We start from the raw sequence: 15,594 nt of genomic DNA, 5'->3' as shown, positions 1-15,594 counted from the left end.
GCGGATGCCGGGGTTTGCGCTATAGCCGGAAGCATCGTCAGCCAGCCGGATTGCCGCCCATGCCTGCCCGCGCCCGTTCCCTTGGTTTGATCTGCGGCTCGCTGCCGCCCGGCCCGCTCAATGCGATTACCGATGTTGCCGGCGTCCGTGTCGGCCACAGGACCATTCGCGACGGGGATATCCAGACCGGGTTCACGGCCATCCTGCCCCATGGCGACGATCTGTTCCGCGAGAAGCTGCGCGCCGGTGTCGATGTCATCAACGGCTTTGGCAAGAGTGCCGGGCTGGTGCAGGTCTCCGAACTCGGCCAGATCGAAACCCCGCTTCTGCTGGGAAACACATTGTCGGTCGGAACTGGCTTCAATGCCCTCGTCACGCGCGCGCTCGCGGCCAATCCCGACATTGGCCGGACGACCGGAACGGTCAATCCGGTCGTGCTCGAGTGCAATGACGGTTTTCTCTCAGACATTCGGGCGCGCGTTCTGAGCGAGAGCGACGCCTTCGCGGCACTTGATGCTGCTATGGCAGGCCCGGTCGAGGAGGGCGCCGTCGGCGGCGGGACCGGCATGAGCGCCTTTGGTTTCAAGGGCGGCATCGGCACGGCCTCGCGCCTGCTCAGGCTGGACGGCAGCGATTATACGCTCGGCGTGCTGGTTCAGGCCAATTTTGGCAATGCGGGAGATCTGGTTCTGCCTGATGGCCGCCGGCCCGTTCCGCCCGCCATGCCGCACGCGGCCGCGCCCGAGCGTGGGTCCGTCATCATCGTGGTGGCGACCGATATCCCGATGGAATCGCGGCAGCTGACGCGCGTTGCCAGGCGGTGCGGTGCGGGGCTGGCGCGGCTCGGCGCATTCTGGGGCAATGGCAGCGGCGATATCGCGCTGGCCTTCAGCACGGCCGGCCGCATCAGCCATCATGAACGCGCCGATCTCGCGCCGATGGTCGTGCTCAACGAGAATCGAATCGATCTGCCGTTTCGCGCGGCCGCCGAGGCGACCCAGGAGGCCGTCCTCAACGCCATGCTCGCCGCGCCGGCGGTGGCGGGGCGAGACGGTCATGCGAGGCCTTCGCTCGCCGACGTTCTCGCCCGCTCCTGAGGGCTCGCTGTCGCCCGCCGCAATCAGGCCGGTTGGGGCGCGCCATCGGCTGGATCGCGGACGGCCTGAACCGTCAGACGCTTCACGTCGCCGCTGCGCGTCGTCCAGTTGATGGATTGGCCGACCGAGAGGCCGATCAGAGCGGTCCCGATCGGGGTCAGGATCGAGATCTTGCCCTGGGCGATGTCGGCCTCGGGCGGATAGACCAGGGTCACGGTGGTGGTCTTGCCCGTGACCTCGTCCTGGAACAGCACTTCGCTGCCCATGCGCACGGCGTCGGCGAGCTGGCGCCCCTTGGCGAGAACGCGGGCGCGCGCCACTTCGTCGGCGAGTTCCGCTGCGACATCGGGAAAGGTGTTGGTCGCGGCAATCGCGAGCTGGGTGAGCTTCTCGTGATCGATTGCGGTCAAGGTGATACGGGGCTTTGCCCCGCCGGAGGTCCGGTTGGTCATGTGAACGTCGTCCTGAATGATTGCGCCCCCGTGGGCAGCGCGTAGCAGTGGAAGATTGCGCGCAGGCGAGCTTGCACGATGCCGGACAATGGCGTCGGGGGGGCTCTCTGCCTTCGGCAGACGCTTTCGTCGCTTGCGCTGATGGTGGATGTGCGGGGCGTTGCCCGCGTCGACCTTAAGTCCGGAATGATGCCGATTCGGCGCCGGAAGGCCGACCGCCCCGAACCCGAGGCGCGCGGCGCGACGAATCCGGGGCTAGTTGCCCGCGATCAGGTTACCTGCCCGGTGCAGGCCGCGACGGAAATTGGAGAAGCGCGCCATCATGTCTCATGACTTAGGCTCGCTGCCCGAATTGTCAAATCACAAGCCTGCCGGAAGGCTGCGATCGCGGAGCGCAACGCTGGCCTGAAACGCGGGGCAAGGCTGGCGGTCCGACTTCCGTCCGGGCCCGATCATGACGCTCGATCATCAGACCGGATGGTATCCAGGCCGATGATCCAACGTGTTGTGTTTGCAGCGGCTTTCCCTAAAGCCGCGATCCACTGTTGGGACCGCTGCCTTAGGCCGCAGCGCTGTAGGGGCCGAGCTGCGCGGCGTGCCGCCGCACGAGTTCCAAACCGAATTCCGTCGGGCGCAGAGCGGGGGACCGGTCGTGAATGGCAAGACCGGCGCGCTCGCCGAAGAGGCGCTTGCCGTAGCAGAGCAGGCTCTCGATCGACTGCATGATGAAGACGATTGCAGGCGAGACGTCGCGATAGGCGGCCTCCGCGCTGGGCTCGTCTCCAGCCATGAAGTGGTTATAGGCGCGTAGCGCGTGATCGATCGTGTCGGGGGCCAGGATCATGCCCGCACAGCCGGCGCGCAGGTTGTCGACCAGTTCGAGGCCGCCGCGACCGTTGAAGACGGGAAGCCGCCCTTCCGTGGTCGTGATCAGCTGCCGAATGTCCACGGCTGGGCCTTCACCCTTGATCAGGCTGATATTCGGATGGCGCGACACCAGTTCGCGGATGTCTTCGGCCGAGAGGCCGCGCCCCATATAGGCTGGTGCATTCTGGATCGCGACGGGCAGGGAGGTCGCGTCAGCGACCCGGCCGAAGAAGCGGATATATTCAGCCGCTCCAAAACTGCCGACCATCGGCGGCTGCAGGATGACCCAGTCGGCCTTCGCAGTCTCGGCTGCCCTGACCTGCTCGATCTGTTCCGCGACGGACGAACCGTAGATCGTGAAGGCGAGCGGCACGCGTCCGGCAGTGTCCTCGGAAACCCATTCCATTAGCGCCAGGCGCTCGGACTGGGTCAGTTTGGACACTTCGGTGGCGAGGCCGAGCGCGGCAATGCCGTGCACGCCCAGCGCAAGGCAGAGCTCCGTCTGGCGGCGCATCGCTGCCCGGTCAAGCCTCTCCTGCTCGTCGAACAAGGCGTAGACCATGGCATGAATGCCGGCGAAAGGCGGCGCGAAGCCCATCTCATATCCTCACGGTAGCGTGTCGTTTCGAAGATCAGATGTTAAACATCAGATGAATGGTTGCAAGCGAAACCCGAGCGTGGCAATTTCATGAAAATGGAGGGTCGAATGTCCCAGGCTCATGGCATGCGGAAAGGCGCGAAGCCCGGAAAGATCGGCGCGATGGTCTCCGCGCTCGGCGCTGCGATCGTGCGCGGCGAGATCGCGCCGGGGGCGGTACTGCCTCCCGAGCACGAACTGGAGGCGCATTACCGGGTTGGCCGCAGCGTCGTCCGCGAGGCGATGAAGACGCTGACCGCGAAGGGGTTGGTGAGCGTCCGCCCGCGCCACGGCACGCATGTTCGTCCGGCCCAGGACTGGATGCTGCTCGACAGCGATGTCCTGGGATGGGTGCGGAACAGCGGGGGGCTCGACCGCAGCCTGTTGCTCGCATTGGAGGAAACCCGCGCGATCATCGAGCCGGCAGCGGCTGCCCTCGCGGCGCAGCGCGCAACGCCTGAGGATGTCTGGCGGATCAATGCCGCGCTTGCGGCGATGGACGACGGCCAGTTCGACCCGCAGGCAGCGATTGCGGCGGACAAGGCCTTTCACCTCGCGATTCTCGAGGCGACGCATAACCCGGTGCTGCGCAGCTTTCGCGGCGCAATCGATGCGATCCTGAGCGCCATCTTCGACATCACCGTGGGCGTCTTCACCGGCAACCTGCCGAACCATGCCGCCGTTGCGCGTGCGATCGAGGCCCGCGACGCAAAACAGGCGCGCGAAGCCATGGAAGTCCTGCTTGGTTACACCTACGGGCACCTGCTCTCGGACGGCGCAATAACGCCGCCGGATCTCAAGAAATCCACCCTTGGAGAAACGCCATGACATTCAAGAGCCTGATGCTCGCCGCAGCGATGACGGCGACGAGCCTTTCCGCGTCCGCCGCCTGGCCGGAGCGGCCAGTCACCCTGATCGTGCCCTGGGCCGCCGGCGGCGGCACCGATGCGGTTGCCCGCATCCTTGCGGCGGGGCTGGAGAAGGAGCTCGGCAAGCCGGTCAATGTCGTCAACCGCACCGGTGGCGGCGGCGTCGTCGGCCATACCGAGATCGTCAATGCCAAGCCGGACGGTTACACGATCGGTCTGGCCACCGCCGAGGTGACGACCTTCTACTGGTCGAACACCGCACCCTTCACCTATGAGAAGCTGACGCCGCTGGCGCTGGTGAACTTCGATTCCGCCGCGTTCAACGTCGCGTCCAACAGCCCCTGGGCCAATCTGCGCGCGGCGCTGGACGACATCCGCAAGCAGCCGGTCGGCCATTTCAAGATGTCGGGCATGGCGGCAGGAGCCGCCTATCACCTCGCTTTTGCCGGGCTGCTGCAGCTCGAGGGCATCGACCCGAAGAGCGTCGTCGTCGTGCCGAGCCAGGGTGCGGCGCCTGGTTTCCAGGAGCTGGCTTCCGGCGGCGTGCAGATCGTTCCGTCATCGCTGCCCGAGGGCAAGCCGATGATCGATGCCGGCCGCGTCAAGTCGCTGGCCGTGCTTTCGAAGGAGAAGATCTCGGCCTTCCCGTCGGTGCCGACGGTCAAGGACGCGATCGGCAAGGACTATGAGGGTGGTACCTGGCGCGGCCTTGCGGCTCCCGCCAATCTGCCGGCCGAAGTCACGGCACGTCTTGTCGAGGCGACCGACAAGGTGGCGAATTCCGACAGCTACAAGAGCTTCCTGGCCGAGCGCGGCTTTGGCTATGCCTTCGCCAAGGGGCCGGCCTTCGGCAGCTTCCTCGTCGAGCAGCACAAGCGCAATGGCGAGATCATGGGCGCGCTCGGCCTGCGCCTGCGCCAGTAGCGCCAGCCCAATCCAGCCCGGCCCCGCGCCGGAGCATGACGCGGCGCTGGCTTGCCCGCGCCGCGTCCACCCCATCGTGTCCTTCGCGCCGGGCAGGTCTCCATGAAATTCAACGATCTCTTCGCCGGGCTGGTGTTCCTCGGGCTGGCCGCGCTCGTCGCGACGGCGTCCTGGCATCTGCCGAACCCTTCGCAGCAACCGCTGGGCCCCTCGGCCTTCCCGCTGATCCTGTCCGGATTGCTGGCGCTTTGCGCTGCGATCCTCGGGGTCAATGGCGCTCGCGCGGTCGACCGCGGCCCGATGCTGGCCCTGGCCGACTGGGCACGCAGCCCTGCGGCGTTGATGAAGCTCGCGCTCGTGCCGGCTGTAGTGCTGTTCTACCTCTGGTTCTCGGAGGTATTGGGCTTCCTCATCACGGCACCGCTGATCCTCGTCGTGCTGTTCATGGCGGGTGGGGTCCGGCCGGGCCCGGCCCTCGCGCTCTCCCTGCTCGCGGCGCTTGCGATGCATTCGATCTTCTATCTCGGTCTCGGCGTGCAGCTGCCGTGGGGGCCCCTCGAACCGATCCGCTGGTGAGGCTGCCATGCTCGATGCCTATGTCACCGCGCTGGGGATGGTGCTCGATCCMTATGTGCTCGCTGTCATCACCGCCTCGGCCATTTACGGCCTCATTGTCGGATGCATTCCCGGCCTGTCCGCCACGATGGCGACAGCGCTTCTGGTGCCGCTGACCTTCTTCATGCCGCCCGTCCCGGCCATCGCCGCGATCGTCACGACCAGTACGATGGCAATCTTTTCCGGCGATATTCCGGGCTGCCTGCTGCGCATTCCCGGCACGCCGGCCTCGGCGGCCTATGTCGACGATTCCTACCAGATGACGCTGCGGGGCGAGCCTGAGCTGGCGCTCGGCATCGGGCTCTGGTTCTCGGTTCTCGGTGGCCTGTTCGGAACCGCGGTGATGATGGCGGCGTCCCCGGCCATCGCCGATTTCGCGCTTGGCTTCGGCTCGGTCGAGTTCTTCTGGATCGTCATGCTCGGTCTCGGCGGGGCAGTCTTCATTGGCTCTTCGACGCCGCTCAAGGCCTGCATCGCATTGCTGATCGGCCTGATGATCTCGCTTGTCGGCATGAACAATCCGGCCGGCCAGCCGCGCTTCACCTTCGACTCCACCGAGATGCTCGGCGGTGTCTCGCTGATCCCGATGATGGTCGGCATGTTCGCCTGCTCGGAGGTGATGCGCCACATGATCTCGGACGGAAGCGCGCCGCAGATCGTCATCAAGAAGATGGGGCCGATCTTCGCCAATATGTGGCGGCTGACCAAGCAGTACCCGTGGCAGCTTGTTCGCGGCAGTGCGCTCGGGACCGTCGTCGGCATCCAGCCCGGCAGCGGCGCCGACATGGCTGCCTGGATGTCCTATGCGATGAGCAAGCGCTTCTCGAAGACGCCCGAGAAATTCGGCACGGGTCACCCCGAAGGACTGATCGAGGCAGGAGCCTCCAATAACAGTTCGCTTGCCGGCGCCTGGATTCCGGCTCTCGTCTTCGGCATTCCCGGGGACTCGATCACCGCGATCGCCATCGGTGTCCTGATGATGAAGAACATGGCGCCGGGGCCGACGATCTTCGTCAACAATCCCGAGAACGTCTACGCGCTGTTCCTCGTCTTCGTCATCGCCAACCTCCTGATGCTGCCGCTCGGCTGGGCGATCATCAAGGTGGCCTCGCGGGTGCTGCAGGTGCCCCGCAAGATCCTGATGCCGATCATCCTGCTCTTCGCCATCGTCGGCTCCTATGCGATCAACAACTCGCTCTTCGATGTCGGGCTGATGCTGGCCTTCGGTGCGCTTGCCTTCGTGCTGGAGGAGAACGGCTTTCCGGTTGCGCCGGTCATTCTTGGCGTGGTGCTCGGCCCGCTGCTGGAGGAGTATTTCATCAACTCGATGATCAAGTCCGACGGCAGCCTGATCGGCCTGGTCAATCGACCGATCGCGGCGGTGCTTGCGGCGGTGACGGTCGGGATCATTGCCTGGACGATCGTCGCCTCGCTGCGGGCGCCGAAGCATCCCGCAAGGCCGATGCCGCAGGACCTGTGACGCCGCTTGAAGCCAAAAAGGAAGGCCGGCAGCGATGATTGCGCTGCCGGCCTTCTTTCCATTGTGCTCTTTCCCCTGAGCGGACTGTCGGCAAGGGGGTCATCGGCTACCTGTCCCGCTCGTCCTCCGATGAGGGGCTGCTCGCTGTGCAATGACCAGCGATGCAGACCAGTTCGATCACCTTGTGCTCGGTCCTGAGGCAGTTCGCCCGGTAGATGACGATCTTGCCCTGATCGGGCAGCCTGGTGACCTTGGCGTTGGCACAACCGGATTCGAGCAGGGCGCGTTGCAGGTCACCGTCGCTTGCGGCGCCAGGGGATGGAGCGGATATGACGAGGGCAGCGAGTGCCGCGAAGAACCGATCGCGCCCGCTGCCCGCCGAGTTGCGGGTCACCGCCGTGCTTACTTCGCCTTCTGCAGCGAGGTGACGGTGATCTGACCGTTGACGCGCTCGGCGGTGAACTTGACCTTTTCGCCGGCCTTCAACTCCTTGAGCATGGCCGGGTCGGCGGCCTTGAACACCATCGTCATGCCGTCCATGTCGAGGTTCTTGATCGGGCCGTGATCAAGCGTGATCTTGCCCTGAGCCATATCGACCTTCTTGACCGTCGCGCTCACCAGAGCTGCGTCCTGCGCCAGGGCCGCGCCAGCAAGGCTGCCGCTAACAAGCGCGATCGTGAGAAGTCTGCGCATCATGGTCTCCATCGTGATGTGAGGGTTGCCGCGGTCACTTGACGGTGATGGTGCCGGTCATTCCGGCTTCGCGGTGGCCGGGGATCAGGCACGAGAAATCGAACTGCCCGGCCTTGGTGAACTGCCAGACGATCTCCCCGGTCCTCTTGGGGGAGAGGCGCTTGGCGTTCGGATCGTCATGCTCCATGTCGGGGTTCTTCTGCATCTCGACGGCGTGCTTGAGGTTCTCCTCGAGCGTCGCCACGACCAGCTCGTGATCGAGCTCGCCATTGTTGCGCAGCTGGAAGCGGATCTGTTCACCGCGCCGGACCTCGATCCTGTCCGGGATGAACTGCATCTTGCCGTCACGCTCGGCCATGGCGATCTGGATCAGCCGGGCCGGCTTCTTGGGATCGCCCGGCTTGCCATAGGCGGTCTCGTCGCCATGGCCGTGCCCGGCTCCGCCAGGACCGGCCAGCGCTGCCGCGGCGGAGAACATGACGGCCACCGCCGCCAAGCCGAGTTTCGTGAACTGCTTTGACATGGTTCCTCTCCCGAAGGGGTGTCGATGGACGCTCAGTGGTTGGAATGGCCGCCGGCCTTGGCCGCGGGCAGCGGCTTGCCATCCGGGCCGAGTCGGGGTTTGCGCGGATCCTTCACGCGCCAGTCGGCTGATTGCCCGCCGCTGTCGGGCGCAGTCGCACGGGGTGCCTCGGTCAGCTTGGCGCCCTTGTATTCGTAGGCGACGGTACCTTCCGGGTGCTTGAACCAGCCGGGGTCCTTGTAGTCGTTCTTGGCGAGGCCCTCGCGGACCTTCACGACCGAGAACATGCCGCCCATTTCAACCGGGCCGAACTGCGCAAAACCCGTCATCATCGGCAGAGTGTTGTTCGGCAGGGGCATTTCCATCGCGCCCATCTCGCCCATGCCGTTGGAGCCCATCGGCATATAGCCCGGCGCGATCTTGGCGATCCGCTTGGCAATGTCCTTCTTGCCGACGCCGATATAGGTTTTCACCGAGTGGCCCATGGCATTCATGGTGTGGTGCGACTTGTGGCAATGGATCGCCCAGTCGCCGAGCTCGTCGGCGACGAAGTCGAAGGCGCGCATCTGGCCCACCGCGACATCGATCGAGACCTCGTCCCAGGCGGCCGCTGGATCGACCCAGCCGCCATCCGTGCAGGAGACCTTGAACTCGTAGCCGTGCATGTGGATCGGATGGTTCGTCATCGTCAGATTGCCGAAGCGGATGCGCACCTTGTCGTTCTTCGCCACGACGAAAGGATCGATCCCCGGGAAGACCCGGCTGTTCCAGCACCACAGGTTGAAGTCGAGCATCGTGTTGACCTTCGGCACATAGGAGCCGGCCTCGATGTCGAAGGCATTGAGCAGGAAGACGAAATCACGGGCGACGCGGCGGAAGGCCGGGTCCTTGGGATGAACGACGAAGAAGCCCATCATGCCCATCGCCATCTGGACCATTTCGTCCGAATGGGGGTGGTACATGTAGGTGCCGGAGCGCCGCAGCAGGAACTCGTAGACATAGGTCTTGCCGGGCGGGATATGCGGCTGGTTCAGCCCGCCGACGCCATCCATGCCGTTGGGCAGGCGCTGGCCATGCCAATGGATCGTCGTGTTCTCGGGCAGCTTGTTGGTGACGAAGATGCGGACCTTGTCGCCCTCCACCGCCTCGATGGTGGGGCCCGGCGACTGGCCGTTATAGCCCCAGAGATAGGCCTTCATGCCCGGCGCGAGCTCGCGCTCGACCGGTTCGGCGACGAGATGGAACTCCTTCCAGTCGCCGTTCATCCGCCAGGGCAGGGTCCAGCCGTTCAAAGTGGCGACCGGCTGGTAATCCGGCCCGCTGGTTGGAACCAGTGGTGCCTGGGTCGAGGCGTCCGTCATGGTCGGCGCCTCGGGGACCGAAGCGAAGGCGGTGCGGCCGGAGACGGCTGTCGCACCGGCAAGGACGAGGCCGGACGAGCCGATGAAGCCTCTGCGTGACATGGTCATGGTGTCGTTCCTTGCTCGCTAATGGCCTGCGCCGCCGCCGTCGCCACCGGTGCTCGCGGCGGCGGTCGCTCCACCGCCACCGGTGCCGCCACCGCCGATCACGACGTGCTTGAGGTCGGTATGGGCGATCCAGAAATCGCGGCGCGCATTGATCGCGGCGACATTCGACAGGATGCGCCCGCGCGCATCGGTGATGAGCTGCGTCACATCGACGAGCATGCCGTTATAGTGCAGCAGCGACTCGTCCTGGATGATCTTGCGCAGCGGCAGGACGTTGTTCTGGTATTGCCGGGCGATGTCATAGGTGGCGCGATAGCTGGTATAGGCTTCGCGCGCTTCCGAGCGGATATTGACGGCCTTCTCGGCAAGCTTGTTGGCGGCCTGCATATAGTTCTGCTCGGCCCGGACCACGCGCGACTGTCCGAAATCATAGATCGGGATCTCGATCTCGAGTTCGAGCGTGGTGCTGCGCTTCGACTCCCGCTCGACGTCACCATCGGCCAGGGCCCTGCGCCCACGGTCATAGGTGCGCCGGCCGAGCAGATCGACGTCGTTGACGAAGCGGGTTGCGTTGGTGAGGCCCAGCGACTTCGCCAGCGCGTCGAGATCGCCGCGGGCGATCTGCAGATCGATCCGCTTGCGCAAGGCCTCGGCTTCGATCGCCTTGGCACTCTGGATTTGCGGAAGGGGCGCAAGATTGGCGGGGATCTGGAACTTCAGCTCGTCGCCCCACAGGCCAAGCAGCCGCACGAGGCGTTCGCGCTCCTGGCGCTGCAGCAGGCGTGCCTGGCCGAGCTGGGCGCCGAGCTCGGCGTCGAAGGCGAATTCGCGGGCCTGATCGAGCTTGTTGATGCCGCCGGACTCGCCGAGCCGCTTGAACAGCTCGGAGGCGGCGTCGGTGGAGTTCTTGGCCTGCTCGAAGAAGCCGACCTGCGCATTGGCGGCGACGGCCCGGTAATACTGCCGGCGCGTTTCGGCTGCCAGCTTCAGCACGGATTCGGCGGCGCGCAACTGGGCGGTCTGGAATGTCTCGCGGGCGATTGCGGCGCGCGCCGGTAATGTCGCAAGCGCGAAGAGGCTGCCTGCGACCTGGCGCTCGATCTCCAGTTCAAATCGTCCTGAAAGCTTGGAGATGCCAAAGCGGGGATTGGGCGGCAGGCTCGCCGCGACCATCTGCGCCTCGGCAATGCCGAGATCATTGAAGGCGGCTTGCAGGCCGCGATTGTTAAGCAGCGCGATCTGCACCGCGGAATCGGCCGTCAGCGGTTTCCTCAGCAGCTGGTCGACGCGAGCCTTGGCGCTGATCGCCACCCCGGCATCATTGATCTTGACCACGTCCTTCTTCAGCTCGCTGAAGGCGAGATTCTGCGCCGGGCCGATGCCGCCATCGGCGGAGAAGGTCGCGCAACCGCCAAGGAGCGCGGCCATGCCGGCGACAAGGGCGAGGCGGGAAACAGACGGGAAGCGCATGATCGACCGGAAAGGGATGGACGCAGGCGTGGCCACAGTGATCGGTCCTTCGGTCATGGCTGCGGTCCAACGCGCCGATTGAGTTCACGCCAGTCCTTCGGCTCGGCCGGGCGCAGCACGGTGCTGCCGGCAGTGACGCTCTGATAGGCAGGGGCGGGGACGTTCACGTTCGGATCGGCCGGACGTGCGAGATAGTCAGGCAGCGGTTTGCCGGCGCAGGCGCCGAGCACGATCGCAAGGGTTGCGAGGAGGAGTGGTCTTGCAATCATTGCGATTCGGCGTCTCCAGCGGCGTGGTGACGTCTGACTAGCAACGGCGCTCCGGCCGCGTCCGTTACAAATTGTTGCGAAGCGATCCGCGCATTTGGCGCAAGCAGGCGTTATCTTGACCCTTGAGCCGCGTACCGATCACTCCTCGCCCGTCCAGTCGGAAGTCCGAAGTTGAACCCATTCCCTGCAAGCGTTCAGGCCGAGGATCACGGCCATGTGCTGGTGGTCGACGACGACCCGCAGATCCGCCTGCTGGTCGCGCGCTTCCTGCAGCGGCATAGCTATCAGGTCAGCGGCGCCGCCGATGGCGATGCGATGTTCGACATCCTCAAACGCAGCGAGATCGACCTCGTCATTCTCGACCTGATGCTGCCGGGCCGTTCGGGGATTGAACTCTGCCGCGATATCCGCGCGATCTCGCCGGTGCCGATCGTGATGCTGACGGCCCGCAGCGAGGAGAGCGACCGCATACAGGGGCTCGAGGTCGGCGCAGATGACTATGTGACCAAGCCGTTCAGTCCACGCGAGCTGCTGGCGCGGGTTCGGGCCGTGCTGCGGCGCACGCGCATCCGCCGGGGCGAGCCGAGTGATCGCGCCAGCGAGCAGATAGGCTTCGATGGCTGGACGATGGATCTGCGCCGCCGGGAATTGCTGTCGCCGTCGGGAACGCTGGTCGATCTTTCGACTGGCGAGTTCGACCTGCTGCTTGCCTTTGCCGAACACGCCAACAGGGTGCTCTCGCGAGAGGCGCTGATGCAGTTTGCCAAGACGCGCAGCAGTGACGACCCTTTCGACAGGACGATCGATGTCCAGATCAGCCGCCTGCGCCGCAAGCTCGAGGCGGATACGAATGGCAGCCAGCTGATCAAGACCATCCGAGGCTCGGGCTACATGTTCACGCCGACCGTGCAGGCGCGCGAGGGTGAGCCGGCATGAGCAGGTCCCTCCGTCCGCGCTGGCCCGACACGGTTGCGGGCCGCGCCATCCTGATCCTCGTCGCGGCGCTGCTCGCTTTCCATTTCGCCGGCTACTGGGCCTATCGCGTCAGTGTCGACAGCATGGCCAATGTGCAGCGCGACAAGGCGCTGGCGGAGCGCATTGTCACGATCAAGCGCGCGATCGCCGGCAACGTGCACGATGCAGAGCGCGATCGCGTCGCCCATGATCTGTCGAGCGCGAGCCTGGAGGTGCACTGGAGCAATGTCAGCCTCGTCCTCGGTACTGCGCCGAAAACCGAACGCACGCAGGCGATGGCGGCACGGCTGATGGAACTCGCGCCTGAGCTCGCATCGGAATCGTTTCGCCTGGGCTATGCCGATGGCGGGGCCCCAGGCGCCGGAGAGGGAGATGCCGATCGCCATATGATGCTGGTCTCGGTCAGGCTGGACGACGGCTCCTGGGTCAATTTCTCCTCGACGACGCTCGGGGCCGCGCAGCATGCCGACTGGAACGTGCTGGCGATCATGATCTGTTTCGGCGTGGCGATCATCGTCATCGGCGTGCTGCTGCTGCGCTGGGCGACGCGGCCGCTGCGCGACCTGGCGCTGGCAGCCGAGCGCTTCAGCCTCGACCTGGCCCCGACACCGCTCAGCGAGGTCGGCCCCGCTGAGGTGCGCCGGGCGGCGCGCGCCTTCAACACCATGGGCGAGCGCATCCAGCGCCTCGTCGCCGAGCGCATGCAGGCGCTGGCGGCGGTCTCGCATGACCTGCGCACGCCGATCACGCGTCTGCGGCTGCGCTCGGAGCTGATGGAGGACGATGCGACGCGCGATCTGGTCGATGCCGACCTCTCCGAAATGGAGGCGATGATCGATTCGACGCTCGAATTCCTGCGCGGCGGCGTCTCCAGCGAGGCGATCCGTCCACTCGATATCGTCTCGGTGATCGAAACCATCGTCGACGACCATATCGATCAGGGGCGAACGATCACGCTCAGCGGACTCGGTCATGGCCGCGTACTCGGGCGACTGCTCGCCTTGAAGCGCGCCTTCTGGAACCTGATCGGTAACGCGGTGAAATATGGCGATCAGGTCTCGATCGCCATATCGGAGACACCGACCGGCCTGAGCTTCATCATCGAGGATGACGGGCCGGGCATTCCCGAGCAGGAGGTCGAGCGTGCTTTCCAGCCATTCGTCCGGCTCGAGGAATCGCGCAGCCGGGAAACCGGCGGTACCGGACTCGGGCTGACGATCGCGCGCGCGGTCATTCATGCCCATGGCGGCGAGATCTTGCTCGCCAACCGGGCGGAAGGAGGCCTCCGGGTCACGGTGACGTTGCCGACGCTGGCTGCCAGCGAACAGCAATTCGCGGATGCGCTGAGGACGGGGCGCTTTCCCTTGCCGGCCGCGAACCCGGCCCGCTCATGATGTCTATCTGGAGAGAACGATGAAAACCCTTGCTACCGCGCTGACGCTCGCGCTCTTCGCTGCTCCGGCGGCGGCCCAGTCCATCCAGGTCCATCTCAGCCCGAGCTGCGGCTGCTGCAAGTCCTGGGTCAAGCATCTCGAACAGGCGGGGTTCTCGCCCAAGGTCGTCGAGAGCAAGGACATGGCAGCAAGCAAGCGCCTGGTCGGCGTGCCCGATAAGGTCCAGTCCTGCCATACCGCGATCATCGAGGGGTATTTCATCGAAGGCCATGTGCCGGCCCCGGACATCCGCAAGCTGCTGCAGGACAAGCCGGCTGCAATCGGCCTGGCTGTGCCCGACATGCCGATCGGATCTCCCGGCATGGAGGTCGAGGGCGTGACGCCGGACCGGTATGAGACGCTTCTGGTCGGGGCAGATGGCGAGACGACGGTCTTCGCGAAGCACTGACCTAACCACCTGTGTTTGCAGCGGCCCGAGTAGCGCAATCCACCCTTCCGGCCGCTGCTTCAGCGCTGCAGCGAACCGTCGTTCCAGAGGAGCGCTGCCTGCAATCCCGGGCCGTCTGTGCGGTTGCTCAGGACGAGCAGCGCTCCGACGCGCCTGGCGGCGATGTCGACGATGGTCAGGCCGAGCCCTGTGCCTGTCGGGCTCTTGTGGCGACCGCGGTAGAAGCGTTGCTTGACCAGGCCGAGTTCCTCCTGGGGGATGCCGGGGCCCTGGTCGAATACCGCGACGCCGCGACCATCGGCCGTCGGACGCCAGGACACGACACCACCGCCCGGCATATGCTGGATCGCGTTTTCGTGCAGGTTGCGCAGCGCCAGGGCGAGGCTCTCGCGGTCGCCTGGCACATCCAGGGCTGCGAGCCCAGGGTCGATTTCGACGTCGATGCCGGCCGCCGGAGCCGCATTGTCGATGATCTCGGCGAGGAGCCCGCTGACCCGGACACGGCCCGAGGCCGGACCTTGCTGTTCCGTTTCGAGCTTGGCGAGCGTTAGCAGCTGCCGAACGAGGCGGGCCGTCCGGTCCACTGAGATCAGGATCTGGCGTAGCGCGCCTTCCCTGATCGATGCGTCGGTTGTGGCCAGTGCGATCTGCGCCTGCGTCTTCAAACCAGCCAGCGGGGTTCGCAATTCATGGGCGGCGAAGGCCGTGATCTCGCGCTCATGGCGGCGGGCGGCCGCAACCTTGTCGAACAGACCGTTCAGCGCCTGCGCGAGCGGCCTGACCTCGATGGGGGCTTCGGCCGCCGCGAGGGGACGCATGTCCTCGGCGTCACGGGACTTGAGTTCCGCAGCCATGGTCGCGAGCGGGCGCAAGCCCCGGCCGAGGCTGAGCCAGATCAGCAGGCCGAGCAACGGGGCGATCAGCAGCGCGGGCGCGAGAAGCCCGGTGATCAGGTCGTTGACCAGCCCATGACGCAAGCCGATGCGATCGCCGACCATGACGCGGATGCCCTTCTGGGCATCTTCGACCGCGTAGACCCGCCAGCGTTCGCCATCGACCGTTCGATCGGAGAAGCCGGCGGCCTGATCGGTCAGCTGGGAGCCCGGCGCGCCGCTGGAACGGGCAACCAGCCGGCCGTCGAGAGACCAGATCTGGCAGGATAGCTGGCGCTCGTAGAATGCCGGCTCGACCGTCGCGCCGGGTAGTCCGGCGATAGCGGTGTCCGGCATCCGGCCGGCGTCGACCAGCGAATGCACCATCTTCGCCGCCTCCTGCAGGCGGGTGTCGAGCACATGCTCCAGCTTGGACCTACTGTCGAGATAGATCCAGGCGACCGCGCTGAGCCAGATCAGCCCGGTGGCGGCAATCAGGATGACGAAGAGGCGCGTGCGCAGGGAGGTCATGGCCCAGGC

General features: G+C 65.7%; 17 protein-coding genes. 8 read left to right on the top strand and 9 right to left on the bottom strand.

Annotated elements, in window-relative coordinates:
• Nucleotides 1-59: 59 nt before the first annotated feature.
• Nucleotides 60-1,097, top strand: a complete 1,038-nt coding sequence (locus AC1DGP_RS30215) for a DmpA family aminopeptidase (RefSeq protein ID WP_476832905.1) — start codon at nucleotides 60-62, stop codon at nucleotides 1,095-1,097.
• Nucleotides 1,098-1,120: 23 nt separating this feature from the next.
• On the opposite strand, the gene rnk is transcribed toward AC1DGP_RS30215, so the two are convergent.
• Nucleotides 1,121-1,549 (bottom strand): nucleoside diphosphate kinase regulator, encoded by a 429-nt coding sequence (gene rnk / locus AC1DGP_RS30210; protein WP_441492382.1) that lies wholly within the window; start codon nucleotides 1,547-1,549, stop codon nucleotides 1,121-1,123.
• Nucleotides 1,550-2,108: 559 nt separating this feature from the next.
• Entirely contained in the window at nucleotides 2,109-3,014 is a 906-nt protein-coding gene (locus AC1DGP_RS30205; RefSeq protein WP_441508171.1) for a dihydrodipicolinate synthase family protein, read from the bottom strand.
• A 108-nt stretch (nucleotides 3,015-3,122) separates the two neighbouring features.
• Here AC1DGP_RS30205 and AC1DGP_RS30200 point away from each other — a divergent pair, with 108 nt between their 5' ends.
• The 4 genes from AC1DGP_RS30200 (at nucleotide 3,123) to AC1DGP_RS30185 (ending at nucleotide 6,941) form a co-directional block, all read left to right on the top strand.
• On the top strand, nucleotides 3,123-3,881 hold the full coding sequence (locus tag AC1DGP_RS30200; RefSeq protein WP_441508172.1) for a FadR/GntR family transcriptional regulator: 759 nt from the start codon (nucleotides 3,123-3,125) through the stop codon (nucleotides 3,879-3,881).
• A 14-nt stretch (nucleotides 3,882-3,895) separates the two neighbouring features.
• Nucleotides 3,896-4,846 carry a Bug family tripartite tricarboxylate transporter substrate binding protein gene (locus AC1DGP_RS30195; RefSeq protein WP_476832907.1) on the top strand — a complete coding sequence of 317 codons (951 nt, stop codon included), beginning with the start codon at nucleotides 3,896-3,898 and terminating at the stop codon, nucleotides 4,844-4,846.
• 102 nt (nucleotides 4,847-4,948) lie between these two features.
• Nucleotides 4,949-5,422, top strand: coding sequence for a tripartite tricarboxylate transporter TctB family protein (locus AC1DGP_RS30190; protein ID WP_441508174.1), 474 nt, complete (start codon nucleotides 4,949-4,951; stop codon nucleotides 5,420-5,422).
• A 7-nt stretch (nucleotides 5,423-5,429) separates the two neighbouring features.
• Nucleotides 5,430-6,941, top strand: coding sequence for a tripartite tricarboxylate transporter permease (locus tag AC1DGP_RS30185; RefSeq protein WP_441508175.1), 1,512 nt, complete (start codon nucleotides 5,430-5,432; stop codon nucleotides 6,939-6,941).
• Nucleotides 6,942-7,047: 106 nt separating this feature from the next.
• Here AC1DGP_RS30185 and AC1DGP_RS30180 read toward each other — a convergent pair whose 3' ends face one another.
• From AC1DGP_RS30180 to AC1DGP_RS30155, 6 genes are read right to left on the bottom strand one after another with little or no spacing between them, the layout of a single operon-like run.
• Nucleotides 7,048-7,335: a hypothetical protein gene (locus AC1DGP_RS30180; protein WP_441508176.1), complete on the bottom strand. Its 288-nt coding sequence runs from the start codon at nucleotides 7,333-7,335 to the stop codon at nucleotides 7,048-7,050.
• 8 nt (nucleotides 7,336-7,343) lie between these two features.
• Nucleotides 7,344-7,637: a copper-binding protein gene (locus AC1DGP_RS30175; RefSeq protein WP_441492389.1), complete on the bottom strand. Its 294-nt coding sequence runs from the start codon at nucleotides 7,635-7,637 to the stop codon at nucleotides 7,344-7,346.
• Nucleotides 7,638-7,668: 31 nt separating this feature from the next.
• Nucleotides 7,669-8,157 (bottom strand): cupredoxin domain-containing protein, encoded by a 489-nt coding sequence (locus AC1DGP_RS30170; RefSeq protein ID WP_441508177.1) that lies wholly within the window; start codon nucleotides 8,155-8,157, stop codon nucleotides 7,669-7,671.
• A gap of 32 nt (nucleotides 8,158-8,189) precedes the next feature.
• On the bottom strand, nucleotides 8,190-9,626 hold the full coding sequence (locus tag AC1DGP_RS30165; protein ID WP_441508178.1) for a multicopper oxidase family protein: 1,437 nt from the start codon (nucleotides 9,624-9,626) through the stop codon (nucleotides 8,190-8,192).
• Between the two features lie 18 nt (nucleotides 9,627-9,644).
• On the bottom strand, nucleotides 9,645-11,153 hold the full coding sequence (locus AC1DGP_RS30160; protein WP_441508179.1) for a TolC family protein: 1,509 nt from the start codon (nucleotides 11,151-11,153) through the stop codon (nucleotides 9,645-9,647).
• The gene (locus AC1DGP_RS30155; RefSeq protein ID WP_441492393.1) at nucleotides 11,150-11,365 is read right to left on the bottom strand and encodes a hypothetical protein; all 216 of its coding nucleotides are present in this window, start codon (nucleotides 11,363-11,365) and stop codon (nucleotides 11,150-11,152) included. Before AC1DGP_RS30155 ends, AC1DGP_RS30160 begins: the two co-directional genes overlap by 4 nt.
• 171 nt (nucleotides 11,366-11,536) lie before the next feature.
• Here AC1DGP_RS30155 and AC1DGP_RS30150 point away from each other — a divergent pair, with 171 nt between their 5' ends.
• From AC1DGP_RS30150 to AC1DGP_RS30140, 3 genes are read left to right on the top strand one after another with little or no spacing between them, the layout of a single operon-like run.
• Nucleotides 11,537-12,301 carry a response regulator gene (locus AC1DGP_RS30150; RefSeq protein ID WP_441508180.1) on the top strand — a complete coding sequence of 255 codons (765 nt, stop codon included), beginning with the start codon at nucleotides 11,537-11,539 and terminating at the stop codon, nucleotides 12,299-12,301.
• Complete coding sequence (locus AC1DGP_RS30145; RefSeq protein ID WP_476832904.1) at nucleotides 12,298-13,734, top strand: ATP-binding protein; 1,437 nt, start codon at nucleotides 12,298-12,300, stop codon at nucleotides 13,732-13,734. Before AC1DGP_RS30150 ends, AC1DGP_RS30145 begins: the two co-directional genes overlap by 4 nt.
• A gap of 19 nt (nucleotides 13,735-13,753) precedes the next feature.
• Nucleotides 13,754-14,182 (top strand): DUF411 domain-containing protein, encoded by a 429-nt coding sequence (locus AC1DGP_RS30140; RefSeq protein WP_476832903.1) that lies wholly within the window; start codon nucleotides 13,754-13,756, stop codon nucleotides 14,180-14,182.
• A gap of 59 nt (nucleotides 14,183-14,241) precedes the next feature.
• Here the strand turns inward: AC1DGP_RS30140 and AC1DGP_RS30135 are convergent, their stop codons facing one another.
• Nucleotides 14,242-15,585: an ATP-binding protein gene (locus AC1DGP_RS30135; protein ID WP_441508183.1), complete on the bottom strand. Its 1,344-nt coding sequence runs from the start codon at nucleotides 15,583-15,585 to the stop codon at nucleotides 14,242-14,244.
• Between the last annotated feature and the right edge of the window lie 9 nt (nucleotides 15,586-15,594).

Source organism: Allobosea sp. 05T433, from assembly GCF_056396065.1.
Note: the sequence above shows the minus strand (reverse complement) of the source record. Positions and strands in the feature narration are given on the sequence as shown.

What these genes read in the sequence shown, in the direction of transcription:
- AC1DGP_RS30215 (WP_476832905.1), top strand. Translation starts at nt 60, where the DNA reads ATGCCTGCCCGCGCCCGTTCCCTTGGTTTGATCTGCGGCTCGCTGCCG.
- rnk (WP_441492382.1), bottom strand. Translation starts at nt 1,549, where the DNA reads ATGACCAACCGGACCTCCGGCGGGGCAAAGCCCCGTATCACCTTGACC.
- AC1DGP_RS30205 (WP_441508171.1), bottom strand. Translation starts at nt 3,014, where the DNA reads ATGGGCTTCGCGCCGCCTTTCGCCGGCATTCATGCCATGGTCTACGCC.
- AC1DGP_RS30200 (WP_441508172.1), top strand. Translation starts at nt 3,123, where the DNA reads ATGTCCCAGGCTCATGGCATGCGGAAAGGCGCGAAGCCCGGAAAGATC.
- AC1DGP_RS30195 (WP_476832907.1), top strand. Translation starts at nt 3,896, where the DNA reads ATGCTCGCCGCAGCGATGACGGCGACGAGCCTTTCCGCGTCCGCCGCC.
- AC1DGP_RS30190 (WP_441508174.1), top strand. Translation starts at nt 4,949, where the DNA reads ATGAAATTCAACGATCTCTTCGCCGGGCTGGTGTTCCTCGGGCTGGCC.
- AC1DGP_RS30175 (WP_441492389.1), bottom strand. Translation starts at nt 7,637, where the DNA reads ATGATGCGCAGACTTCTCACGATCGCGCTTGTTAGCGGCAGCCTTGCT.
- AC1DGP_RS30170 (WP_441508177.1), bottom strand. Translation starts at nt 8,157, where the DNA reads ATGTCAAAGCAGTTCACGAAACTCGGCTTGGCGGCGGTGGCCGTCATG.
- AC1DGP_RS30165 (WP_441508178.1), bottom strand. Translation starts at nt 9,626, where the DNA reads ATGACCATGTCACGCAGAGGCTTCATCGGCTCGTCCGGCCTCGTCCTT.
- AC1DGP_RS30160 (WP_441508179.1), bottom strand. Translation starts at nt 11,153, where the DNA reads ATGACCGAAGGACCGATCACTGTGGCCACGCCTGCGTCCATCCCTTTC.
- AC1DGP_RS30155 (WP_441492393.1), bottom strand. Translation starts at nt 11,365, where the DNA reads ATGATTGCAAGACCACTCCTCCTCGCAACCCTTGCGATCGTGCTCGGC.
- AC1DGP_RS30145 (WP_476832904.1), top strand. Translation starts at nt 12,298, where the DNA reads ATGAGCAGGTCCCTCCGTCCGCGCTGGCCCGACACGGTTGCGGGCCGC.
- AC1DGP_RS30140 (WP_476832903.1), top strand. Translation starts at nt 13,754, where the DNA reads ATGAAAACCCTTGCTACCGCGCTGACGCTCGCGCTCTTCGCTGCTCCG.
- AC1DGP_RS30135 (WP_441508183.1), bottom strand. Translation starts at nt 15,585, where the DNA reads ATGACCTCCCTGCGCACGCGCCTCTTCGTCATCCTGATTGCCGCCACC.